At 61.8% G+C, this 23617-nt stretch carries 23 protein-coding genes and 1 pseudogene; 13 read left to right on the top strand and 11 right to left on the bottom strand.

The annotated features are described in order from the left end of the window. Positions 1–66: 66 nt before the first annotated feature. Positions 67–258 carry a CsbD family protein gene (locus M1D78_RS14855; RefSeq protein ID WP_437420761.1) on the top strand — a complete coding sequence of 64 codons (192 nt, stop codon included), beginning with the start codon at positions 67–69 and terminating at the stop codon, positions 256–258. Positions 259–309: 51 nt separating this feature from the next. Here the strand turns inward: M1D78_RS14855 and fdxA are convergent, their stop codons facing one another. Continuing rightward, complete coding sequence (fdxA, locus tag M1D78_RS14850) at positions 310–633, bottom strand: ferredoxin FdxA (protein ID WP_437420760.1); 324 nt, start codon at positions 631–633, stop codon at positions 310–312. Positions 634–763: 130 nt separating this feature from the next. Next, positions 764–3334: a DNA mismatch repair protein MutS gene (gene mutS / locus M1D78_RS14845; protein WP_437420759.1), complete on the bottom strand. Its 2571-nt coding sequence runs from the start codon at positions 3332–3334 to the stop codon at positions 764–766. Between the two features lie 357 nt (positions 3335–3691). On the opposite strand from mutS, the gene M1D78_RS14840 reads away from it, so the two are divergent. The 3 genes from M1D78_RS14840 to recX all read left to right on the top strand — a co-directional run bounded on the left by M1D78_RS14840 (position 3692) and on the right by recX (position 5787). After that, positions 3692–4192 carry a CinA family protein gene (locus M1D78_RS14840; protein WP_437420758.1) on the top strand — a complete coding sequence of 167 codons (501 nt, stop codon included), beginning with the start codon at positions 3692–3694 and terminating at the stop codon, positions 4190–4192. 84 nt (positions 4193–4276) lie between these two features. Further along, a complete protein-coding gene (gene recA / locus M1D78_RS14835) occupies positions 4277–5326 on the top strand; it encodes a recombinase RecA (protein ID WP_437420757.1) in 1050 nt (349 codons plus the stop codon). 5 nt (positions 5327–5331) lie between these two features. Further along, a complete protein-coding gene (recX, locus tag M1D78_RS14830; RefSeq protein ID WP_437420756.1) occupies positions 5332–5787 on the top strand; it encodes a recombination regulator RecX in 456 nt (151 codons plus the stop codon). 24 nt (positions 5788–5811) lie between these two features. Here the strand turns inward: recX and M1D78_RS14825 are convergent, their stop codons facing one another. Both M1D78_RS14825 and M1D78_RS14820 read right to left on the bottom strand, forming a co-directional pair. Continuing rightward, a complete protein-coding gene (locus tag M1D78_RS14825) occupies positions 5812–6900 on the bottom strand; it encodes an LOG family protein (RefSeq protein WP_437420755.1) in 1089 nt (362 codons plus the stop codon). Positions 6901–6986: 86 nt separating this feature from the next. Further along, positions 6987–8381, bottom strand: a complete 1395-nt coding sequence (locus M1D78_RS14820) for an MBL fold metallo-hydrolase RNA specificity domain-containing protein (protein WP_437420754.1) — start codon at positions 8379–8381, stop codon at positions 6987–6989. Between the two features lie 131 nt (positions 8382–8512). Between M1D78_RS14820 and M1D78_RS14815 the strand changes: the two genes are divergently transcribed. After that, positions 8513–10918 (top strand): phosphoketolase family protein, encoded by a 2406-nt coding sequence (locus M1D78_RS14815; RefSeq protein ID WP_437420753.1) that lies wholly within the window; start codon positions 8513–8515, stop codon positions 10916–10918. Positions 10919–10941: 23 nt separating this feature from the next. Here the strand turns inward: M1D78_RS14815 and M1D78_RS14810 are convergent, their stop codons facing one another. Next, positions 10942–11334 (bottom strand): PA3611 family quorum-sensing-regulated virulence factor, encoded by a 393-nt coding sequence (locus M1D78_RS14810; protein WP_437420752.1) that lies wholly within the window; start codon positions 11332–11334, stop codon positions 10942–10944. Positions 11335–11455: 121 nt separating this feature from the next. Here M1D78_RS14810 and M1D78_RS14805 point away from each other — a divergent pair, with 121 nt between their 5' ends. Next, a complete protein-coding gene (locus tag M1D78_RS14805; protein ID WP_437420751.1) occupies positions 11456–12178 on the top strand; it encodes a tRNA-uridine aminocarboxypropyltransferase in 723 nt (240 codons plus the stop codon). Here M1D78_RS14805 and M1D78_RS14800 read toward each other — a convergent pair. After that, positions 12159–13085: a DMT family transporter gene (locus M1D78_RS14800; RefSeq protein ID WP_437420750.1), complete on the bottom strand. Its 927-nt coding sequence runs from the start codon at positions 13083–13085 to the stop codon at positions 12159–12161. The two genes, M1D78_RS14805 and M1D78_RS14800, sit on opposite strands and share 20 nt — an antisense overlap. A 241-nt stretch (positions 13086–13326) precedes the next feature. Here M1D78_RS14800 and erdR point away from each other — a divergent pair, with 241 nt between their 5' ends. Then, positions 13327–13977, top strand: coding sequence for a response regulator transcription factor ErdR (gene erdR / locus M1D78_RS14795; protein WP_437420749.1), 651 nt, complete (start codon positions 13327–13329; stop codon positions 13975–13977). Positions 13978–14003: 26 nt separating this feature from the next. Here the strand turns inward: erdR and M1D78_RS14790 are convergent, their stop codons facing one another. Beyond that, a complete protein-coding gene (locus M1D78_RS14790) occupies positions 14004–14930 on the bottom strand; it encodes a LysR family transcriptional regulator (RefSeq protein WP_437420748.1) in 927 nt (308 codons plus the stop codon). Between the two features lie 112 nt (positions 14931–15042). On the opposite strand from M1D78_RS14790, the gene fpr reads away from it, so the two are divergent. Beyond that, a complete protein-coding gene (gene fpr, locus M1D78_RS14785; protein WP_437420747.1) occupies positions 15043–15819 on the top strand; it encodes a ferredoxin-NADP reductase in 777 nt (258 codons plus the stop codon). 57 nt (positions 15820–15876) lie between these two features. On the opposite strand, the gene M1D78_RS14780 is transcribed toward fpr, so the two are convergent. Together M1D78_RS14780 and M1D78_RS14775 are read right to left on the bottom strand one after the other, a co-directional pair. Continuing rightward, a complete protein-coding gene (locus tag M1D78_RS14780) occupies positions 15877–16368 on the bottom strand; it encodes a YchJ family protein (RefSeq protein ID WP_437420746.1) in 492 nt (163 codons plus the stop codon). A gap of 3 nt (positions 16369–16371) precedes the next feature. Next, a complete protein-coding gene (locus M1D78_RS14775; RefSeq protein ID WP_437420745.1) occupies positions 16372–16869 on the bottom strand; it encodes a DUF6231 family protein in 498 nt (165 codons plus the stop codon). Between the two features lie 460 nt (positions 16870–17329). Between M1D78_RS14775 and M1D78_RS14770 the strand changes: the two are divergent. Further along, positions 17330–17683 (top strand): annotated as a pseudogene (locus M1D78_RS14770) (OmpA family protein); the annotation flags it as partial. A gap of 96 nt (positions 17684–17779) precedes the next feature. Here the strand turns inward: M1D78_RS14770 and M1D78_RS14765 are convergent. Next, a complete protein-coding gene (locus M1D78_RS14765) occupies positions 17780–18244 on the bottom strand; it encodes a CopD family protein (protein WP_437420743.1) in 465 nt (154 codons plus the stop codon). An 87-nt stretch (positions 18245–18331) separates the two neighbouring features. Between M1D78_RS14765 and dinG the strand changes: the two genes are divergently transcribed. The 4 genes from dinG to pdxH all read left to right on the top strand — a co-directional run bounded on the left by dinG (position 18332) and on the right by pdxH (position 23263). Beyond that, the gene (gene dinG, locus M1D78_RS14760) at positions 18332–20476 is read left to right on the top strand and encodes an ATP-dependent DNA helicase DinG (RefSeq protein ID WP_437420742.1); all 2145 of its coding nucleotides are present in this window, start codon (positions 18332–18334) and stop codon (positions 20474–20476) included. Positions 20477–20587: 111 nt separating this feature from the next. Further along, complete coding sequence (locus tag M1D78_RS14755) at positions 20588–21736, top strand: serine hydrolase domain-containing protein (RefSeq protein WP_437420741.1); 1149 nt, start codon at positions 20588–20590, stop codon at positions 21734–21736. 138 nt (positions 21737–21874) lie between these two features. Further along, positions 21875–22507: an OmpA family protein gene (locus M1D78_RS14750; RefSeq protein ID WP_437420740.1), complete on the top strand. Its 633-nt coding sequence runs from the start codon at positions 21875–21877 to the stop codon at positions 22505–22507. 108 nt (positions 22508–22615) lie between these two features. Beyond that, complete coding sequence (gene pdxH / locus M1D78_RS14745) at positions 22616–23263, top strand: pyridoxamine 5'-phosphate oxidase (protein WP_437420739.1); 648 nt, start codon at positions 22616–22618, stop codon at positions 23261–23263. Positions 23264–23267: 4 nt separating this feature from the next. Here pdxH and M1D78_RS14740 read toward each other — a convergent pair whose 3' ends face one another. Next, complete coding sequence (locus M1D78_RS14740; RefSeq protein ID WP_437420738.1) at positions 23268–23540, bottom strand: hypothetical protein; 273 nt, start codon at positions 23538–23540, stop codon at positions 23268–23270. Between the last annotated feature and the right edge of the window lie 77 nt (positions 23541–23617).

The raw sequence follows: 23617 nt of genomic DNA, 5'->3' as shown, positions 1-23617 counted from the left end.
AGGCGAAACTATCCACGCCCAGTTCTAGTCAACCGCATGCAACCCATAGACATAGAGGGAAACGCCATGAGCAGTACTGAAGACAAGATGAAAGGCAACCTCAACGAAGCGGCTGGCAAGGTCAAGCAGGGCGTCGGCGAAGCGACCGACAACGAGCGGATGAAGGGCGAAGGCCAGCGGCAGGAAATCAAAGGCGATGCTCAGCAGGTCAAGGGCGAAGCCAAGGACACCATCAAGAAAGGTGTCGATCGCACCTGACGATCACGCAAAAAAATGCCCGCTTCGGCGGGCATTTTTTTGAGTGGTGTTTTACCGCTCCAGGTATTGCAGCTTGTCTTTCACGCCGTCCCATTCCTCGGCATCCGGCAGCGAGTCTTTCTTCTCGGTGATGTTTGGCCAGATATCGGCCAGGTCGGCGTTCAGCTGAATGTATTCCTGCTGCTCGTCCGGCACTTCATCTTCGGAGAAGATCGCCTGGGCGGGGCATTCCGGCTCGCAGAGCGCGCAGTCGATGCACTCGTCCGGATGAATGACCAGAAAGTTCGGGCCTTCGTAAAAGCAGTCCACCGGACAGACTTCCACGCAGTCGGTGTATTTGCACTTGATGCAGTTGTCGGTGACGACGAAGGTCATTCTAGCTATCTCCTCAGGCGTGTCAGGTGGCGTTACGGTGACGCCCCTGTTCGGCAAGGGCTATGTCGGTACCAGGCAATACCGGCCATATCCAAAAAATGCGCGCGATTCTAGCAGCTTTTTCTGGCCGTCAGACGCGTGTTTTAAGGTTGTATAACAGCTCCAGCGCCTGACGCGGTGTCAGGTCATCGGGATTGATCCGCCCGAGCTCCTCGAGCACAGGATGCGGGAGGCTGGCGAACAGGTCGTTCTGCATCGGCGGTGCGGGCTGTCCGACCGCCATTTTCGGCGTTTCGTGCGGCAAGCTGGTGGTTTCCAGCCGCGACAGATGGTCGCGCGCACGCTGGATAACCGGACCGGGCACGCCGGCCAGTTGCGCGACGGCCAGCCCGTAGCTCTGGCTCGCCGGGCCCGGCAGCACGTGATGGAGGAAGACGATGCGCTCGTTGTGCTCGGTCGCCGAGAGATGCACGTTGGCAACCACGGGCTTGCTTTCCGGCAGCACGGTCAACTCGAAATAGTGCGTGGCAAACAGCGTGAAGGCGCGCAGCTCTGCCAGGTGCTCGGCGGCAGCCCATGCCAGGGACAGGCCGTCGAACGTGCTGGTGCCGCGACCCACTTCATCCATCAGTACCAGGCTGCGGTCGCTGGCGTTGTGCAGGATGTTGGCGGTCTCGCTCATTTCCACCATGAAGGTCGAGCGTCCACCTGCCAGGTCGTCCGAAGAGCCGATGCGGGTGAAGATGCGGTCGACCAGCGAGAGCTGACAGGCCTTGGCCGGCACGAAACTTCCAATCTGCGCAAGCAGGATGATCAGTGCGGTCTGGCGCATGTAGGTCGACTTACCCCCCATGTTTGGGCCAGTGATGACCAGCATGCGGGTGTCGTCGTCCAGCTGGAGGTCGTTGGCGACGAAGGGCGTTTGTAGCACCTGCTCGACGACGGGGTGCCGCCCTTGCTCGATCTGCAAGCAGGGATGCTCGACGAAGCGCGGGCGGTTGAGGTCCAGGTTCAGGGCGCGCTCGGCCAGGTTGCTCAGCACGTCCAGTTCGGCCAAGGCCGCGGCGCTTTCCTGCAGGGGCGCGAGGTGCTCGATCAGCCGTTCGAGCAATTCTTCATAGAGCTGCTTTTCACGCGCCAGCGCACGGCTTTTCGCTGAGAGGGCCTTGTCCTCGAATTCCTTGAGCTCCGGGGTGATGAAACGCTCAGCGCCCTTGAGCGTCTGCCGACGTATGTAGTCAGCCGGTGCCGACTCGGCTTGCTTGCTTGGCAGCTCGATGAAGTACCCGTGCACACGGTTGTAGCCGACCTTGAGGTTGGCCAAGCCGGTGCGGGCCTTTTCCCGGCTTTCCAGGTCCATCAGGTACTGGCCTGCGTTCTCCGACAAGGATTGGAGCTCGTCCAGTTCGGCGTCGTAGCCAGTCTTCAGCACGCCGCCGTCGCGGATCACCGCCGGTGGGTTGTCGATGATCGCGCGAGCCAGCAGTTCTGCCAGCTCAGGATAAGTGCGGATGGTCGCAGCCAGCTCGATCAGGTGCGGTGCGACGAGCTCGCGCATGCCGTCTTGCAGCAGCGGCAGCGCAGCGAGGGCATCACGCAGCCGGGCCAGATCACGCGGGCGAGCGTTGCGCAGGCCGATGCGCGCGAGGATCCGTTCGAGATCGCCGATTTCCTTGAGCTGAGGTTGGATCTGCTCGAAGCGATAGTGCTCGAGCAGACAGGTGATCGAGTCCTGACGAGCCTCGAGCAAGGCGCGATCGCGCAGCGGGCGGTTCAGCCAGCGGCTGAGCAGGCGGCTGCCCATGGCGGTCTGGCAACGATCGACCACCGATTGCAGCGTGTTGTCCCGGCCACCGCCGAGGTTGATGTCCAGCTCCAGGTTGCGCCGCGTCGCGCCGTCAAGGATCACGGTTTCGTCGAGGCGCTCGTGGCGCAGGCTGCGCAGATGGTGCAGGGCCGTGCGCTGGGTTTCCTTGGCATAAGCGAGCAAACAACCCGCGGCGCCCAGCGCAAGCGTTAGCTTTTCGCAACCGAAGCCCTTGAGATCCTGGGTGCCGAATTGCTGGCACAAGCTCTTGAATGCGGTGTCACGGTCGAAATCCCAGGGCGCCCGCCGGCGCACGCCACGCCGTTTTTCGAGGGGCAACCCAGTGGGCCAGTCGTCCGGAATCATCATCTCTGCCGGATTGAGCCGCTCGACCTCGGCCAGCAACGTTTCCCAGCCGCCGAACTCTTGCACGCTGAAGCGGCCGCTTGTGATGTCCAGCACGGACAGGCCGAACAGCTTCTCATCACCGACCACAGCGGCAAGCAGATTGTCACGGTGCTCATCGAGCAGCGCCTCGTCGCTAACCGTACCGGGCGTGATGATGCGTACAACCTGGCGTTCGACCGGGCCTTTGCTGGTTGCCGGGTCGCCGATCTGCTCGCAGATCACTACCGACTCGCCCAGCTTCACCAGCCGGCTGAGATAGCCTTCGGCCGAATGAAACGGAATGCCGGCCATAGGAATCGCGCTACCGCCGGACTGGCCGCGGGCGGTGAGGGTAATGTCCAGCAGCTTGGCCGCCTTCTTGGCGTCGTCATAGAACAGCTCGTAGAAGTCACCCATCCGGTAGAACATCAGCTGGTCCGGATGCTCGCGCTTGAGCTTCCAATATTGCTGCATCATGGGTGTGTGATGAGACAGGTCGTTTGACATAGGGCTCGATACTTGGAAATCGGGTGTGCTGGAAAAATGCAAGGGCAGCGTCGCTCAGCGTGGGTTGCGAGCGTTCGGCGGGCCATCCGCCGCCCGGGTGAACGAAACCGGCAAGGTTATCACGGGCCGCCGTCGGAACGCTTGGATAGGGCGCCTGGGCAGGGCAGGCCGCAGACCTGGCGGACAACGCTAGGGGGCGTGCGATAACAGGCGCGCAGCCTCGACCGGCCTGGTTCTGATACCTGACAGCCTTGTTTATGTTCCTTGAAATGCAGCGGCACTGGATGTGCGCTGCGGCTGACCGCATCCCGGAGCGGCTGCTAAGGTAGCGCCCTGGAAGACGATCCCGGAGCCTTCATGTCCCGCTTGACCGATCTAGCCGCCCAACTGGGGCAAGTCCTCGCGCAGCAAGCCGCGCAGGTCACCACTGCCGAGTCCTGTACGGGGGGCGGCATTGCCGAAGCGATCACCCGCATCGCCGGCAGTTCTGCTTGGTTCGAAGCGGGCTTCGTCACCTACTCGAACGAACAAAAGACCCGCCAACTGCAGGTCCCGCCCGCGTTGTTCAGTCGCGTAGGTGCGGTCAGTCACGAGGTGGTCGAGGCCATGATCGCCGGTGCTCAACAGGCCAGCGGAGCGCGTTATGCGGTGGCCGTCAGCGGTGTGGCGGGACCGGGAGGTGGCTCGCCGGAAAAACCTGTCGGTACGGTTTGGCTAGCGTGGGGGCGAGGAGAAGAGCGGTTCGCCCGCTGCTTTCGTTTCAATGGCGATCGCCAGGCCATCCGGGAGCAGAGCGTGGAAGCGGCACTCGTCGGATTGATCCGTCTGACGGCCGGAGAAATTCCGTACGAGGGCTAGGCGCTCGTTTTTGCCTATGCTCTAATACTGTCTACTTATACAGTTGTTGTGGCCTCTGGCCCTCTTGATCAAGTGAGGATTGTAATGGACGAGAACAAGAAGCGCGCCTTGGCTGCCGCCTTGGGCCAGATCGAAAAGCAGTTCGGCAAAGGCGCAGTCATGCGCATGGGCGATCACGATCGTCAGGCGATTCCCGCTATTTCCACCGGTTCGCTGGGGTTGGACATCGCGCTGGGTATTGGCGGCCTGCCCAAGGGCCGTATCGTCGAAATCTACGGTCCCGAGTCGTCTGGTAAGACCACGATGACCCTCTCGGTAATCGCCGAAGCACAGAAGGCAGGTGCCACCTGCGCTTTCGTCGACGCTGAACACGCATTGGACCCGGACTATGCCGGCAAGCTGGGCGTGAATGTCGACGACCTGCTGGTATCCCAGCCCGACACTGGCGAACAGGCCCTTGAAATCACTGACATGCTGGTTCGCTCCAACGCGGTCGATGTGATCATCGTTGACTCCGTTGCAGCCTTGGTGCCCAAGGCCGAGATCGAAGGTGAAATGGGCGATGCCCACGTCGGCCTCCAGGCTCGCCTGATGTCCCAGGCGCTGCGCAAGATTACCGGTAACATCAAGAACGCCAACTGCCTGGTGATTTTCATCAACCAGATCCGCATGAAAATTGGCGTGATGTTCGGTAGTCCCGAAACCACCACAGGTGGTAATGCACTGAAGTTCTACGCCTCCGTGCGCCTCGACATTCGCCGTACCGGTGCGGTGAAAGAGGGCGACGAGGTGGTCGGTAGCGAAACTCGCGTCAAGGTCGTCAAGAACAAGGTCGCGCCGCCGTTCCGCCAGGCCGAGTTCCAGATCCTTTATGGCAAAGGTATCTACCGCAACGGCGAGATCATTGACCTCGGCGTACAGCAAGGCTTGGTCGAGAAGTCGGGTGCCTGGTACGCCTATAAGGGCAACAAGATCGGTCAGGGCAAGGCAAACGCCGCCAAGTTCTTGGAAGAAAACCCGGAAATCGGTCGCGAGATCGAGCAGCAGATTCGCGACAAACTGCTGGTCGTATCGTCCGGCTCCAACGGCAAGACCAGCCCGGTCGCTGAAGATCTCGTCGAAGCCGATCTCTGACCGCCATGCCCGTCGTGCTCGATAGTCCCGCTGCGGTGCGGCGGGCCGCTATGGATCTGCTAGCGCGCCGTGAGCATGGGCGCGTCGAGTTGAGTCGCAAGCTTCGTTCTCGAGGCGCGCCGGAGGCGCTTGTCGAACCGGCGCTGGATAGGCTTGCCGAAGAAGGGCTGCTCAGCGAAGCGCGCTATTTGGAAAGCTTTGTGCGGATGCGGGCAAATGCGGGTTACGGCCCGCTGCGTATCCGGGAAGAGTTGGGACAGCGGGGGTTGGATCGACACGACATCGATCGTGCCCTGAGCGAAAGTGGCTTCGACTGGAACGAGCAATTGCAGGCTGTCTGGCAGCGGAAGTTTGGTGGCGCCCGGCCGGCGGACCAAAAAGAGCGCGCCAGGCAGGGCCGATTCCTCAGTTACCGCGGTTATCCGCTGGATTCGATCGGACGCTTGCTGCGCAACGGTTGAGGCTTGCTTTCGTGAGGCCGGGCCTCAAAGCGATGCATTCGGCTCGGCCCAGTTGCTCGCGTCGTTCAGATAGTCGGTGAGTTCGCGCAGCCGGCCATGGTCCCGTCCGTTGAAGACGAATGCGAGGCGGGGCAACCCCTGCAACTCTGGTTCGTCCCGTTCCGCTTCGCAGCTGCTTTGCTGCTCGAACCGGCCGTGTAGGCACAGATCGGCGAATTGCTCATTCACCTGCTCAAGAGCGGTGTCGCTGAGCAGGCGATTCATGCGCATCACGAACCGGTCTTTCAGCCAGCGGCTCGAATGGAAATTGCGATAGAAACGGTTTATTTCCTCGGCCGCCGCCTCGGCGCTGTCCACGAGGCGCATCAGTCGCATGTCGGTGGGAAGGATGTAACGGTTGCCTTCGAGCTGGTGGCGTATGAAGTGCAGCGCATCCTTCCAATAGGTGCCCCCAGGCTCGTCGAGCAGGACGATGGGCACCAGGGGGCTTTTGCCGGTCTGGACCAGAGTCAGCACCTCGAGCGCCTCATCCAGGGTGCCGAAACCGCCAGGAAAAAGCACGAGCGCGTCGGCTTCCTTGATAAAGAACAGTTTGCGGACGAAGAAGAAATGGAACGACAGCAGGTGATCGGTCCCGTCCACTGTGGCGTTGGCGTGCTGCTCGAACGGTAATGTGATGTTCAATCCCAGACTGTTGTCAGTGCCAGCGCCTTCGTGCGCGGCCGCCATAATGCCGCCCCCTGCTCCGGTGATTACCATCAGCCCATCGCGGGCAAGGACGGCGCCGAGCGACTTTGCCAAGGAATAGAGCGGATGCTCGACCGGCGTGCGCGCAGAGCCGAACACAGTCACCTTGCGGCGTCGCTTGAGTGGGTCGAGGCGGCCGAAGGCATGCTCCATCTCGCGCATCGTCTGCAGCAGAATCTTGGCATCCCAACGGCTACGGTCGGCCTGGGCCATGCGCACGACGGTCACCAGCATCTCGCGGTAGAGCTCTAGGTTCTGGCTTGACGGTGGTGCGGCCAGCGAGACCAGCTTGTCGATCGTTCTGGCTAGGTCGGCACCGCTCGTCTTGAAGTGGCGGGACAGATAATCGTCCGGTTCAAAAGCCATACGGCGGTGTCTCCCTTCAAGGATGTAGTGGTGCGCTGGCCGGTAGATCGGTCAAAGCCTCGAAACCGGGTGCCACGATACCCGCATCAGAGCGCGATGCGGTCCCCGGGTTCCGGGATGCGGGCCTGTAGGGATAGGCGCTCGGCTAGGGTGCGTTGCAACACCTGCATCTTCTCCGATTCACCATGCACGAGATAGAGCTCCGGTTTGGGATCGAAATGCGCGACCCAGTCGATTAGCTGCGTTTGCCCGGCGTGGGCTGAAAAGCCGCCAAGCGTGTGAACCCGTGCGTTCACTGCAATGCGTTGGTGCAGCAGCTTGACCGTTTTCGCGCCGTCTACGATGGCCCTGCCTAGCGTGCCGCGCGCTTGGAAGCCCGGGATGATCAGATGGCACTCCTTGCGCCACAGGTTGTGCTTGAAGTGATGCAGGATGCGCCCGCCACTGCACATGCCGCTCCCGGCGATAATGATCGCCCCGCTCTTGAAGCGGTTGATGGTCATCGATTCTTCGGGCGTCGGCGTCGGCTTGAGAATGGGCAACCACTTTTCCAGCCGTAGCTGGGTGCGGTGCTCAGAGCCTGCGATTTCTAATTGCTCTCGGAAGGACGAATAGATGGCGTTGGCGCGGATTGCCATGGGACTGTCGAGGAACACGGCTTGCTGGGGGACTCGGCCTTGCTGGTACAGCTGGCCAAGGTAATAGATGAGGTCTTGGGTGCGCCCGACAGCGAAGGATGGCATCAGGACGTTGCCACCGTCCCGATGTGCTTGTTGAAGAATGTCGGCCAGTTCCTCTAGGGTCGCTTCGTGGTCTCGATGATCGCGGTCGCCATAGGTCGATTCCATCAGGACCACGTCCGCCTCGCGCAATGGCGTCGGGGGGTGCATCAGGGGTGACGTATCGTTCCCCAGGTCGCCAGAAAAGACCAGGCGGCGCTGACGATCGAAGTCGAGCACATCAACCTGGACGATAGCCGAACCGAGAATGTGGCCGGCGTCGAACAGCGTAACGCTCACGCCTGGCGCTACCTCGAACGCTGCGCCGTATTCATGTGGCTCGCGTTGTAGCAGCATCCGCTCGCTGTCGGCGCGGGTGTACAGTGGTTTGATCGGCGGCTTGTTCAGGCGCGCCCGCCAGCGGTTCTCCCACTCGGCGTCCTTTTCCTGAAGCGTCGCCGAATCGAGCAGCATCAGCTCAAGCAGTTGGCAGGTTGCGGTCGTCGCATGGATGGGCCCTCTGTAACCCGACGCAACCAGCTTGGGCAGAAGGCCGCTATGGTCGATATGGGCATGCGAAACGACCACAGCGTCTAGGGTGGTGGGGTCGAAAGAGAACGCCATGCGATTGCCGGCTTCCTCCTCACGCCGGCCCTGGCGCAAGCCGCCGTCAAGCAAGACGCGTGCGCCGCCGTGGGTTTCGATCAAGTAACACGAACCGGTGACCTGCTGGATGGCGCCAAGAAAGCTGAGCAAAGCCATAGACACTCCTGTCTGTTGGGGTGTTGGCATCAGAATGCCCGCCGGCCTTTCGTTGCGTCTTGACGTATATCAGAGAGCTGCGCTGGGTCGCCGCCTAGACTACCTCAACCGCTAATCAACGGAGCGTGCCCATGACCCAGCTATTGCCCAGCCTTGCCGAACTGGATCGCCATGCCGACAGCCAGCCGGAATTCGCGCTTTGGCGGCAGGGCTACGGACCGTTCATGCATTCGCTGGAGACTCAGGCTGCGGTCTACCGGCTTGCGCACCAATTGGTTCAGGCTGACCTCCAACCCGAACTGGCTGACGTGTACCGCCTGTTGCAGGCGCTCGACCGCCTGGCTTCGGCCGGGCTTTGGCTGGTTGTGCACATGACCTATGCGCGGCGGGTCCGGCTGGACGGCGGCCCGCTCGAGGCCGAGGACTTCAAGCCCAACCCTGAAGGCCATACGGGCGGGTCGTTGAATATGGTGCCGGCCTATGCAGGCTATCTAGGCATCAACGCGCTGACAGGCACGACCCGGGGCTGGATGATGGGGCAGGGTCACTGTGTTGCGGCGATCGAAGCGTTGAATTTGCTGAGCGACAACTTGCAGCCCGAGCAGCAGAAGGCTTACGGGGCGGGTGAGGCCGGAATCGACCGGCTGCTCAATGACTTTTACGGCTATGAACTGGCGCCCGACGGTGTGCCTGCGGCCCCATTGGGCAGCCACGTCAATGCACACACGGGTGGCGGAATCGCCGAAGGGGGATATCTCGGCTTCGCTGAGCTTCAGTACGGCCACCTGCCGATGCCTGGCGAAACGCTGGTCGCCTTCCTGTCAGATGGCGCTGCTGAAGAGCAGCGCGGCAGCGACTGGATGCCACGCTGGTGGCGCGCCGAAGATTGTGGAATGGCCCTGCCGATCATGATTGCTAACGGCCGACGTATCGAGCAGCGCACGCAGCTCGGCACGCACGAGGGCCTGGAAGGCTTCCGTCAGCACCTGAGCCGCTGTGGTTTCGATCCGATTCCCTTCGATGGCCGTGACCCTGCCGCCTTCGTCTGCATGCTGTGGGAGATGGAGCAGCGCCTGAGTCGTCGGATCGACGAAAAAGGGCGCGGCATTCTCGCCTATCCGCTGCCCATTCCATATGGCATTGCCGAAACTGAAAAGGGATTCGGTTTTTACGGGGCGGGCAGCAATGCGGCTCATAACTTGCCTCTACCAGGCAATCCGCACCGCGACGAAACGTCACGCAGGCTGTTCAACGAACACGTCGCGCCGTTATTCGTTCCGGAGGACATGCTGCAGGGCGCGCGTGAGCGGCTGCGTCAGCATCGCCAAGGGCGACCGCTCGAACGTGACAACACCATGGCGCTGCGCAGGCCTTCCGAACCGCGGATGCCCCGGTTGGCCTACCGCGAGGAGGCCGGCTCACCAATGGCTGCGGTGGACGACTTCTTTGTCGAACTCACTCGCCTGAATCCTGAGCTGCGTGCGCGGGTCGGAAACCCCGACGAGTTGGCAAGCAACCGCCTTGGCGGCGTTCTGACCGCGCTCAGGCATCGCGTGGTGGAGCCGGAAAGCGACCTCGAAGCACTCGATGGAAAGGTCATCACAGCGCTCAACGAAGAGGCCGTGGTGTCGGCCTGCCTGGCTAACCAGGGCGGCCTCAACCTTGTCGCCAGCTATGAGGCGTTCTGCGTGAAGATGCTGGGCGCAGTGCGGCAAAGCCTGCTTTTCGCTCGGCAGCAGAAGGAGGTCGGTCGACCAGCCGGCTGGCTGGGTTGGCCGCTGGTTGCCACGTCCCATACCTGGGAAAACGGCAAGAACCAGCAGTCCCACCAAGACACGACCTTCTGCGAGGCCCTGCTCGGTGAAATGAACGACATGGCGCGGGTTTTGTTTCCTGCCGACTACAACAGCGCGCTGGCGCTGCTGCCTTCGATCTACCAGGCGCGCGGCACGCTTGCTTGCCTGGTCATGCCCAAGCGCGACCGGCCGATTCAATTCGATGCCTTGCAGGCAGAGCGTCTGGCGAACGAGGGGGCGATCATCGTCGACGAAACCCAGGGGTTTCAGCCTCTGCTGCTGATCGCCAACGGTAGCTATCAATTGACTGAAATGCAGCGGGCGGCAGCCCGGCTCCGGCAGGCCGACGTTGCCTATCGCCTTGTCTATCTGCAGGAGCCGGGTCGCTTCCGGGCGCCGCGGGATCGCTGGGAAATCGATGCGCTGGCCGCCGATGGCGTCGCTGAGCGACTGTTTCCCGAACGGATGCCGCTGAGGGTCTTGCTCACCCATATGCGGCCGGAAGTGGTGCGCGGGCATCTATGGCCAATCTTGCCCGATGCCCAGCGCAACTCGGTACTGGGCTACCGCAACCGCGGCGGTACGCTGGACGAAGCAGGCATGCAGTTCGCCAACCGGGCAACTTGGGCGAACGTTCTAGCGGCCTGTGCTCGTCTGCTTGACGTGCCCCGCACGGCGCTACTCAAACCGGATGAGGCGGCCGCCGTCGCCGGAAAGGGTGATCCACGCGTCCTTCGCTGACGCGTCGCCCGGTACAGCGGCAATTAGCAGTCGCTGGCGCGATAGCGTTCGGTAGTGATCGGCTTCTTGCTCTGGTACTCGCTGAACTCGAAGCGCAGCACCGCACCACGGTTCATCAACTCGCGCAGGCCGTTGTTGTTGCAAACGCTCGCGGCCAGCTGGGTCCGGACATCCTTGGGATTGTCGCGCATCTGCGCGGCATGACGAGGCTGCACGCTGAGGTGGTTGACCAGCTCGTTGCCATCGACGCTATAGCCTTCGTCCAGCAAGTCGGAATTGATGGCCCTGGGCGTACCGACACTGCTTTCTCGGGCAACCTGTTCGAGCAACTGGTTGAGCGCAGAGGCCTGTGCGGATGCCGTCGAGGCGAAGGGAAGGGCGAGGCAGAAGGCGAAAATCGTGGTCAGACGGTGCATGGGGTTCTCCTGATGACTGCCGTCGTTCGACCGGCCCCTGCTGGCGCGGTTCAGTGACTGCTGCTGGCGGTCACGGCGAGGCTGTTAGAATGCGTGCCCGATTCGATCGTGCAATCAGACCATGCCCCATGCCGTAGCTCGGCTTCGCGCCGTCCGCCAGGCCAGAGCCGCCAAGCCCTTCATTGCTCGAGGTTCGCGCACCGACCGCTGCGAGCGCTGCCGCGTCGCGCATAGCCACTGTCTATGCGCGCTACGCCCGACGGTCGAGGCGCGCAGCGGCATGTGCCTGATCATGCACGATATCGAACCGCTGAAACCGAGCAACACCGGCTGGCTGATTGCCGACGTGATCAGCGATACCCATGCGTTCGGCTGGCAGCGGACCGATGTTGACCCGGCGCTGACCAGATTGCTGTCCCATCCCGCTTATCAGCCGTACCTGGTGTTTCCGGGTGAATACGCCGAGGCCGGACGAGTCGTCGAGCATGTAGTGCCTGCTGCGGGCAAGCGCCCCTTGTTCGTATTGCTCGACGCGACCTGGACCGAGGCGCGCAAGATGTTCCGTAAGAGCCCCTACCTGGACGGTTTGCCCGTGCTCAGCCTGCAGGCCGAGGTGTTGTCACGCTACCGCCTGCGGCGCTCCAAACGCAGCGAACATCTGTGCACTGCAGAGGTCGCTGCGCTGTGCCTTGGCCTGGCTGGCGAGGCGACTGCCGCAGCGGCCCTGGATGCCTGGCTCGATGTTTTCACCGACCACTACCTGGGGGCCAAGCACCATCGCCTGCCTGACCTGGACGATGACGTGCATCGTGCACTGACGGGCTTCAACGGGCTGGGTCGTTGATGGGGGGCTGAGGCGCGGCCAGCACGGGCGCGGGCTTGCGCGGCCACAATTGAGCCGCGAGCATGCCGGCAAACATCAGGGCGCAGCCGAAATAGCCGCGCATCGTTAGGCTCTCGTCGAGAAATACCGCGCCGGCAGCAGCGGCAAAGACCGCCTCAAGCGACAGAATCACCGCCGCATGCGAGGCAATCGCATGTTTTTGAGCCACGACTTGCAGGGTGTAGCCGACCCCGACGGCAAACATGCCGCCGTAGACGAGCGCAGGCGCAGCGAGACGAATCTGCTCGAGGCTAGCCTCTTCGAACAGCGCTGCCAGAATCAGACTGACCACCGCACAGGTGACGAACTGCAGGAACGCGAGGCGGATGGCGTCATGCCGGCTGACAAAAAAACTCACCAGCAACACGTGGACTCCCCAGACAAAGGCGCCAGCCAGCTGAATCCAGTCACCCGACGCGACAGTGAAATTCTCGCCGATGCTGAGAAATGCCATCCCCACCACCGCCAGCAGCGCGCCAATCCAGGTGCCGAACCCGGTTCTCTGGCCGATGAAAAGCCCAAGCAGCGGCACGACGATGACGTAAAGGCCGGTAATGAAGCCGGAGTTGGTGACGCTGGTGAACAGGAGACCAACCTGCTGCAAATTGATGCCGGTGGTCAACGCCAGCCCCATGAACAACCCGCCCAGCAGCAGGCCGCGTTGAAAGAAGGGTTCATGCCGAGCGGCGCCGCGCCCCTGGTGCAGCATTAGCGGCAGCAGCACGATGGCGCCCAGTGCGAAACGCAAGCCGGTGAAGAGAAATGGGCCGATGTTGTCCATGCCGATGCGCTGAGCCACGAAGGCGCTGCCCCAGATCATGGCGGTAATGAGCATCAGGATATCGGCACGCAGGGCTTGGTTACGCATGAGGGGGCTCGTCGGCGGAAAAGGCGGCAAACTTTGCATCAAAAGCGGGCTGCTTGACCACCAATTCGCGGGTCGTCATGCTTGCGCCGCCGAATAAATGCCTCCCGATAATCGAATTTCGGGTGGTGGCGAGATATCATCACGCCGGTTCGTTATGACTGCTCCCTGTCGACGTTCGTCTACGCCCTTCGGAATCGGCCCTGGCCGGTGAAAGCGCCAATATAAAAACCATAGGTCTGCCATGGCTGCTTACGAAATCCTCATTGCCGATGATCACCCTCTCTTTCGCAGCGCACTTCAGCAAGCATTGACGCTTGGCCTGGGTGATGGCGTGCGCCTATCCGAAGCGGCCAGCATCGCCGAATTGGAAGCGCTGCTGAACCGCACGGCCGACTGGGACCTGGTGCTGCTGGACTTGAACATGCCCGGTGCCTACGGCTTTTCCGGCTTGGTCCTGCTGCGCGGGCAATACCCGCAGTTACCCGTCGTGATGATTTCCGCGCAGGAGGAGGCGGCCGTGGTCGCGCGATCGCGCGAATTCGGTGCCAGCGGCTTCATACCTAAATCCAGCTCGTTGGAAACTATTCAGCAGGCCGTTCGCGCCGTGCTCGACGGGGATGTCTGGTGGCCAAGCCAGATCGAAGACGTTGGCCATGTCAGCCCCGAGGCTAAAGCGGCCAGCGAAGGTCTGGCCAGCCTGACGCCGCAGCAATTCCGCGTGCTGACGATGGTGTGTGATGGCCTGCTGAACAAGCAGATCGCTTATGAACTGAGTGTCTCCGAAGCCACTATTAAGGCGCATGTAACGGCGATCTTCCGCAAGCTGGGCGTTCGCACCCGCACCCAGGCGGCCCTGTTGCTGCAGCAGATGGGATCGATCCCCAGCAATTGATCGCATCGTCCAAACGCCTGCTTCGTTCAGGCGATTGGCGGCAGAACAATCTCGTCGCTTCGCCGAATGCCAGCCGTGAGGGCCTGGCATTGGGCAATGAATTCACGCATAGCTGCGCTCTGATACTTCAGCGAGTGCCAGATAAAGTAGAACTGCCGCGCAAGATCCAGCTCCGGCGTTTCGAGCGCCACCAGGCTGCCGCGGCGAAAGGCGTCGCGCAGGGCGAGCCTGGAAATGCAGCCGATTCCCAAGCCGGATTCAACGGCACGTTTGATGGCCTCGGTGTGTTCCAGCTCCAGGCGGATGTTCAGCTTCGACGGATGATGACGGGTAGCCTGGTCGAAGGTCAGGCGTGTACCGGAGCCTTGTTCGCGTAGAATCCAGGCCTCGCGTGATAACTGATCGAGGCTGACCTTGCCGGTGCCAGCCAACGGGTGTTGCGGCGCGCAAAACACTACGAGTTCGTCCTCGACCCAGGGCAACACTTCGATGTCCGGGTGCTGGCAATCGCCTTCGATCAGGCCTAGATCAATTTCATGCTGTGCGACCTGGTGGACAATATGCGCGGTGTTTTGCACGTGAAGTTTTACGCGGCATTCGGGATGGCGTTGCATGAAGCTGCCGATCAAAAGCGTCGCCAGGTAGTTGCCTACCGTCAACGTCGCCCCGACGGTCAGCGAGCCAAAGCCGGTTTTCCCCGCGAGCAGGTCCTCGATTGCCTTGGCCTGGTCGAGCAGGCTGACCGCTTGCGGCAGCAGTTGATGGCCTAGCGCGTTGAGCCACAGGCGCTTTCCCGCACGGTCGAACAGTTGGCAACCCGTTTGCCGTTCAAGTTCGGCAAGCGAGGTGCTGGTGGCTGATTGCGACAGCGCGAGGGTTTCGGCCGCTCGGGAGACGCTCTCTTGGCGGGCAATGGCGACGAACACTTCAAGTTGACGCAACGTAAAATGCATATCTATATAACCGATAACCTATATCGTTAATATTCGTTTAACAGATAATAGCTGGCTCGATAGACTTCGATGAAATTTGCTGCGCTGTGGTGCGCTAGAGAGGAATTCGTACATGAGCAACCTGAACGTCGAACGTGTCCTGAGTGTTCATCACTGGAACGACACGCTGTTCAGTTTCAAAACCACCCGTAACCCGGGCCTTCGTTTCGAAAACGGTCAGTTCGTAATGATCGGCCTGGAGGTCGAAGGTCGGCCGCTGATGCGCGCCTACAGCATTGCCAGCCCGAACTACGAAGAACATCTCGAGTTTTTCAGCATCAAGGTTCCGGATGGCCCGCTGACGTCTCGCTTGCAGCATCTCAAGGAAGGGGACTCGCTGATGGTCAGCCGCAAGCCGACCGGTACCCTCGTGCTGGACGACCTGCTGCCAGGCAAGCACCTTTACCTACTCAGCACCGGTACGGGTTTGGCGCCGTTCATGAGCGTCATCCAGGACCCGGAAACCTACGAGCGGTTCGAAAAGGTCGTGTTGGTTCATGGCGTGCGCTACGTCAACGAAGTGGCATACCGCGAGTTCATCACCGAGCATTTACCGCAGAACGAATTCTTTGGCGAGGCGCTGAAGGAAAAGCTGATCTACTACCCGACCGTGACCCGCGAGCCGTTCGAAAATCAGGGCCGCCTGACCGATCTGATGCGCAACGGCAAGCTCTTCCAAGACATTGGCCTGCCGCCCATCAACCCGGAAGACGACCGCGCGATGATCTGCGGTAGTCCGAGCATGCTGGCCGAGACCAGCGAAGTACTCGACAGCTTCGGTCTGAAAGCGTCGCCGCGTATGGGCGATCCGGGCCACTACCTGATCGAGCGTGCATTCGTCGAGAAGTAAGCGTCAGCGAATGCGAAGGCCGGCCAGCATGCGCTCGCCGGCCTTTTTGCCGCTTGTTTAGAGGTAAGGCGCACAGCATTTCTTGAACTTCTGCCCGCTGCCGCAGGGGCAGGGATCGTTTCGGCCTGCGTGCAGCGGCACTGTGGAATCGATGAAATACCAGCGCCCATCGCGTTGCACGAAGGCGGAGCGCTCGTGTTGCGCGTGCTCGCCGGTACGGTCGTGCCAGCGTGCGGTGAAACTGACCCGTGCATGCTCCGGCTGGCCGCCAAGCACTTGGCTCTCTTCGACGTCCAGGCCTAACCAGGTGCTCGCCGCGCTCCACTCTCTCATCGCTTGAAGATCCAGCGATGATTGCTGGACGGGCAGGGTAGTGGCCTTGAGGTAGTCAACCAGGCCAAGCACGTAAGCACTGTAGCGTGACCGCATGAGCCGCTCGGCGCTTGGGGCCGGCAGGCCGGCGTGATAGCGCCCGCAGCAGTCGTCTAGTGCATCGCCGCTGCCGCACGGGCAGTTCGGAACCTTGTCGAGCGAGTCGGTCGAGATCATGCATTACCACCAATATTTGCCAAACATCTGAGGATTGGCCCAGAACTTCGCGTTCAACCAACTTGGAACCTGCTTGTAGTCAAGCAGGTCGTAGGTGAAGAGGGTCAAGGTCTGTCCGTCGCGCTCGAAGCAGGCATTCAGCTGTAACGCCAGGGCGAAGAAGTCGGTCGCCTGCCAGTCGCAAGCATTCAGATCAACCAGAACCGCCATGCGGCTGGCATTGAGGTTACGGATGCCCCCGAGCAGGTGCAGGCCGTCTCGCTTGGCAAGGTGTTCGAGGCAGTCCGCCACGATCGCCAGCTGGTAGCGCTGAGCGGTAATCGAGGCTGGCAGTGGCGCGCTTGTTGCGCGGTCTAGCTGAACGTCGGGTCGGCTGCCGCGATAGGCCTCGATGGCGGGTAGGTCGCTTTGGCCAACGTGTAGCAAACGATCTGGCGCGTGCCGTTCCAGCAGGGCGGCGAGGGCCTGTTGTGGGCTATGCGCTGAGTTAGATGCGATCAAGCCATGATCCTCCGGGTCAGGTGTCGACGGGTGCGGATACGCTGCTCGATGCGCCTGTCAAAGCGTCAAGACTAGCGCGGCGGCGCATGCCGGCCTAGTCTCGTTATAACTGGAGCTGCTTATGCCTGCCCGCATGGCGCTCTGGCCGATCCCATATCAGGAGGCTTTACCGATGAGTAGCGTACGGACAGCAGTACCCGTGATTGTAATGACCACCGTCCTGGCCGGCTGTGCAGGGGTGCAAAAAGAGGATTGGCCCACCTGTGCGGCTGTTGGCGGTGTAACCGGTGCCGCCCTTGGGGCCATCGAGAGCAGCACCTATACAGGGTACGGGGCCCTGATCGGCGGGGGCATGGCAGCAGCGTATTGCTGGGCTAACGGGACCGAGCAGGAAACGGTCGCAATGGTAGAAACCGTCCAGCCTGAACCCGCGCCTGTTGCTTCGGAACTGGAACCGGCTGCTGAGCCCGTTCGTGTCGAGCTGGACGTCAAGTTCGATTTCGACCGAGCCGAGGTCAAGCAAGACAGCATGGACGACATCCGTGACCTGGCTGACTTCATGAAGCAGTACGGGCAAACCACCACCGTCGTCGAAGGACACACCGACTCCGTTGGCACTGACGCGTACAACCAACGCCTGTCGGAGCGTCGCGCCAACGCCGTACGTGACGTTCTGGTGAACCAGTACGGATTGGAAGGCAGCCGGGTCGATTCGGTTGGCTATGGTGAGTCCCGCCCGGTAGCCGATAACGCTACCGAAGAAGGCCGCGCCATCAACCGTCGCGTAGAGGCGGAAGTCGAAGCGCGCCCCTGATAGCGGGAACGTCAGTTCGGGTGTGAGCATGTGCGGTACCGAGCGTCGCAGCCGGTATCGCACCGCTGGTCATGCCCGGCTTTGTATCGCTGAGCATTAGAACAGCGGCCGGGCGCTCGCCAGCGCCACGACGATAAACCCCAGCACTAGATTAACGGCGACCATTTGGCGAATGCGCCCTAGCGCCGCCCCGCCTTCAGACGACTTCTGCGCATCGATGGCGCGCTTAAGTTCCGGTAGCTGCAGCAGCTGGATGCGCAGGAACAGCGCCAGCATGACCAGGTACAGTCCTGCCATCACCTGTACATAACGCGGCGCGGCATCCAGGCTGGCGAAGCGCATGTGCCAGATGCCGAAACCGCTGATCGGCAATATCAGTACCGCGATCCATACCCAGACAAAAAATCGCCTGAACACGCCGGCCCAGAGTGTGAGCCGCTCAGGCGGTTGCAGGTGGGCGGCGGCGGCCGGTCGCAGCACCATCCACGCGAAGAACATTCCGCCTACCCAGATCATGGCGGTCAGGACGTGCAACGCATACAGCAGCGCGTATGGGGTCATGGAAAAAATCTCCGGTGGCGGTTGGGGGATGGCGCGTTATGATAGCCGCCCGATCAAAATACTGAAGATTTATACAGCCTCGCGCTCATGCTTAGTACCGAACTCAAGACCCAGATCCAGGGCGCCTACTCCCGATTCCTCGAGGCCAAGGGGCTGAAGCCTCGTTATGGTCAGCGCCTGATGATCGCGGAGGTCGCGAAAGTTTTGGGCGCCATCGCGACTGATGACGAGGGGCGCCGTGAGGGCGAACCTGCGGTCGTTGCGGTGGAGGCGGGCACCGGTACCGGTAAGACGGTTGCATATAGCCTGGCGGCGATTCCTACCGCCAAGGCGGCGGGCAAGCGCCTGGTGATCGCGACCGCGACAGTAGCGCTGCAAGAGCAGATCGTGCACAAGGATCTGCCTGACCTGATGCGCAACAGCGGGTTGGACTTCTCGTTTTCACTGGCCAAGGGGCGAGGTCGCTACCTTTGCCTGTCCAAGCTCGATGTACTGCTCCAGGAAGGTCAGGCACAAAGCGCCACCGCGCAGCTGTTCGAGGAAGAGGGCTTTCGCATCGACGTGGACGAGCGCAGCCAGAAGCTCTTCGGCAGCATGATCGAAAGGCTTGCCGGCAATCGCTGGGACGGCGATCGCGACACCTGGCCAGAAGAGTTGGCCGACACGGACTGGAGCCAGCTCACCACCGATCACAGCCAGTGCACCGGCCGCCATTGCCCCAACTTCCAGCAGTGCGCGTTCTACAAAGCGCGCGAAGGCATGACCAAGGTGGACGTGATCGTGACCAATCACGACATGGTGCTCGCTGATTTGGCGCTTGGCGGCGGTGCGGTGCTACCAGACCCGCGCGACACGCTCTATGTCTTCGACGAAGGGCACCACCTGCCCGACAAGGCCATCGGCCATTTCGCCCATTTCACCCGCCTGCGTTCGACCGCCGATTGGCTCGGGCAGGTCGAGAAGAACCTCACGAAACTGCTCGCTCAGCATCCCTTACCGGGCGACCTGGGGCGGCTGGTCGAGGCGGTCCCGGAAATTGCCCGTGAACTGCGCACCCAGCAACAGTTCATGTTCACTGCCTGCGAGCAGGTTGCCGACTTCCGCGCAGGGGAGGACATGGAAGGGCGTGAACGGCCTCGTCATCGCTTCGCCGGTGGCGTGGTTCCGGAGCATCTGGTGGAGCTTGGGCTTGAGTTGAAGAAAGGCTTCGCCAAGCTGACGGATCTGTTCACCCGGCTGGCTGAACTGCTCAAGGAAGCGATGGATGGTGAGGCGAGTGTCGGCATCGCCAGTCATCAAGCCGAGGAGTGGTACCCGCTCTTCGGCAGTCTGCTGACTCGCGCGCAGGGCAACTGGGAGCTGTGGACCGCCTTCACGGTCGACGACCCCGAGGGCAGCCCGCCCATGGCCCGTTGGCTGACGCTCGCCGACGGCGGTGCGCTATTCGACATCGAAGTCAATGCGAGCCCGATCCTTGCCGCCGAGACGTTGCGCCGCAACCTTTGGAACGTCTGCTACGGGGCGCTGGTGACTTCCGCAACCCTGACCGCGCTGAACAGCTTTGACCGCTACCGCATGCGCGCCGGCCTGCCTCGTAGTGCTGTCACAGCAGTGGTGCCGAGCCCGTTTCATCATGCTGACGCCGGCATATTGCAAGTGCCGGACCTGAAAGCCGACCCGCGCGATGCGGCGGCGCACACCGCTGCCATCGTCCGCGAGCTGCCCGCGCTGGTCGAAGGGTCTCGGGGGACGCTGGTGCTGTTTTCCTCACGCCGCCAGATGCAGGACGTCTTCGACGGCCTCGAGCGGGACTGGCGCCGTCGCGTGCTGATTCAAGGGAATCTGTCCAAGCAGGAAACGCTGAACAAGCACAAAGCGCGGGTGGACGACGGTGAATCTAGCGTGCTCTTCGGTTTGGCGAGCTTTGCCGAAGGCGTGGACCTACCGGGCCGTTATTGCGAGCACGTGGTGATTGCCAAGATTCCGTTCGCCGTTCCGGATGACCCGGTCGAAGCCGCGCTTGCCGAGTGGATCGAAGCGCGCGGTGGGAACCCATTCATGGAAATCGCCGTGCCGGACGCATCGTTGCGCCTCGTACAGGCTTGCGGCCGCCTACTGCGTACCGAAGAAGACCGCGGCACCATCACGTTGCTTGATCGCCGGGTCGTGACCCAGCGGTATGGCAAGGCGATCCTCAACGCATTGCCGCCCTTTCGACGAGAGATTCACTGAGCGTGAGGCGGCGCTAACAGGATCGAGGCCGGATTGATGGCAATCGACCATTCCATCCGGGCGTTAGGGCGACGACAATGGCCGGCGTTTCCATATTGATCGGGGTGCAGCGTGCAGATTCAAGGCTTTTTCGACCTTCGCTTCGAGGCAGTCCGAGACGCCTTCGATGCACTTTTTCATGAAGGGCAGCAGCGGGGCGCCGCGTTGTGCGTGAAGATTGGCGGGGAAACCGTCATCGACCTCTGGGCCGGTGTCGCGGATAACGCCGGCGAGCAAGCCTGGCAGAGCGATACCCTCGTCAATCTCTTCTCTTGCACCAAGACGTTCACTGCGGTGGCAGCCATGCAGCTGGTCGGTGAAGGCAAGCTGCAGCTCGATGAGCCTGTGGCTCGGCTATGGCCGGAGTTCGCCGCGAACGGCAAATCTGCAATTACCCTGCGCCAGTTGCTTTGCCATCAGGCAGGCCTCCCAGCGGTTCGGCGGTCGCTGCCGCCGGAGGCGTTGTATGAATGGGACACCATGACCTCAGCCCTTGCCGCTGAGCGCCCCTGGTGGACGCCTGGTGATGGGCATGGCTACGCGGCGATTACCTATGGTTGGTTGTTGGGTGATGTGATCCGTCGCGCCGATGGCCGCGAGCCGGGCGAAGCGATCGTAAACCGTACCGCCCGCCCGTTGGGGCTGGATTTCCATCTCGGACTGCCGGACGCCGAGTTTGAGCGCGTGGGTTACCTGACGCGGCAAAAGAACAACTTTGGCGATGCTGCGGCGCAGCGGCTTTTTCGCGCCATGACGGGTGACCCGCAAGCGCTGAGTGCCCGGGCGTTCGGCAATCCGCCTTCAATCATGACCAGCGGCAACAAGCCGGAATGGCGACGCATGAGCCAGCCCGCAGCCAATGGACACGGCAATGCCCGCGCTCTGGCAGGCTTCTACGACGGCCTGTTGCGTGGCGAGCTATTGGATGCCGCCTTGCTGACCGAGATGACGCGTGAGCATAGCGTGGGTGAGGATCGCACGTTGCTTACCCTGACGCGCTTTGCCCTCGGGTGCTGGCTGGACTTGCCGGGCGTCGCGAACGCTACCTTTGGCATGGGCGCGCGGGCTTTTGGTCACCCTGGCGCGGGCGGCAGCATCGGTTTTGCTGATCCTGATCGCGAATTGGCGTTCGGTTTCGTGACCAACACCATGGGGCCCTATGTATTGATGGACCCTCGTGCCCAGACGCTCGCCCGTACCGTCAGGGCGTGTCTGGGGTGAACCGCTCGTCTACTCGGCGCGCCGAGACTTTTCATAACAATGACCTGCGTCCACAATCTCAGACAAAACCTTGCATTAAGCTGCGTCTTACCCTTCGCGGCTTTGTATTCGCAAACCCCAATTCACGGAAGCTGGCACATGAATCTGCTGAAAAGCGCCTCGTTGATCCTTTGTCTGGTCGTTGCCGGCTGCAGTTCGGATAGCAAGAAACCGGCTGAAGAGGTCGCAGTTGTGCCTGAACCCGTGGTTGACCCCGCGTGGCTCGATGATTACGAACCCCGTCTCCGTGATGCCCTGAAGGAAAGCAGCTTCGAGGTCACCCGCCGCGATGGCATGCTGGTCGTCACCGCACCTGTGGACTCATCGTTCAACCCGGATCGGCCCGGCATGTTGCTGCCGGTGACGCTCGGGCCAATCACCCGCGTGGCGAAACTGGTCGAGGGTGACCAGAAGACGGCTGTGGTGGTGCTGGGCCACGCCGACAGCACAGGTTCGGCGGAAATTAATCGAGAGGTGAGCCGCAAGCGCGCCGGGGCAGTGGCGGCCATTTTTCGCCTCAGTGGTTTGAAGCATGACAGGCTACGTATTCGCGGGCTGGGTTCGGATCTGCCGCGCGCATCCAATGATGACGCCGCGGGGCGGGCACTGAACCGAAGGGTCGAGATGCTGCTTGCGCCACAGACCACACTATTGGCGCTGATCGCCCAGTACAACGAGCCGACTGCCGAGCCGACGCGCGTGGCAGCCGCAGAAGTGACCACGGCGAAGTGAGCCGGTAGCGTCGCGCCCTTATGTGTGGACTAGTGTTGCGTTGAATCAAGCGAGGCATGGCGGCAAACCCGATAAGCTTAGGTTTCGACCTGAACGAGGAGGCTTGCGATGACCCAGACCCTGGCCGATATGCGCCGTGACTACACCCGAGAGGGCCTCAGCGAAGCCCACGCGCCCGAAGACCCCTTCGCCCTGTTTCGTCAGTGGTTCGACGAAGCCGTCAAGACCGAACAGCTACCCGTTGAACCCAACGCCATGACGCTCGCTACCGTGGACGCCGAGGGCCGGCCGCATTGCCGCGTGCTGTTGCTCAAGGCGCTGGACGAACGAGGCTTCACCTTCTTCAGTAACTATGACAGCGCCAAGGCCGAACAGCTGGAGGCCTGTCCCTTCGCCGCCATGACCTTCTTCTGGCCTACGCTCGAGCGGCAGGTGCGTATTGAAGGTCGTGTGGAAAAAGTCAGCGCGGAAGAATCCAACGCCTATTTCCAGGTTCGCCCGTTAGGCAGCCGGCTCGGGGCCTGGGCATCGCCTCAGAGCCGTGTCATCCGTGATCGCGCCGAGCTGGAGCGGCTACTTGCCGAAACCGAGCGACGGTTTCTCAACGAAGCGCCATCCTGTCCGCCGCACTGGGGCGGCTATCGCCTGTTGCCGGAACGAATCGAATTTTGGCAGGGCCGGCCGAGTCGTTTGCACGACCGCCTGAACTATCGGCGCGTTGCTGCTAATTGGCGTCGCGAGCGGCTCGCCCCCTGATGTTTCATGCCTGGGGCGGGGGACTGGCCTCTGCCTGTTCCCTGCGGGTGTCGTAGCGCTCCAGTTCTCGCTCCAGCCAGGGCTGCAAGTCGCGTCGCTTGACGTTCGATTCTCGCGCCGCCGCCAGGCGCTGCAACGCCCATTCGCGACGGCCCGGGTCTTCGCCCGCTAACGCCAGCGCCAAGTCTCGATCAGCCCACCGCCGGAACCGCACGAACAGCCAAGCGTGGAACGCCAGGCCGGCGAGCGTGGTGACGGCAATGATGAAGTAGTCCAATTTGCGCAACCTCGCGTTGTCGACGGTCCATCCCGTGCACAGGCGCTTTGGGATAGGCTCGGGTAAAGTACGGTCCT

The organism is Pseudomonas sp. SA195, assembly GCF_054131565.1.
The sequence above is the reverse complement of the archived record's forward strand: the minus strand, read 5'-3'. Positions and strand labels throughout refer to the sequence as shown.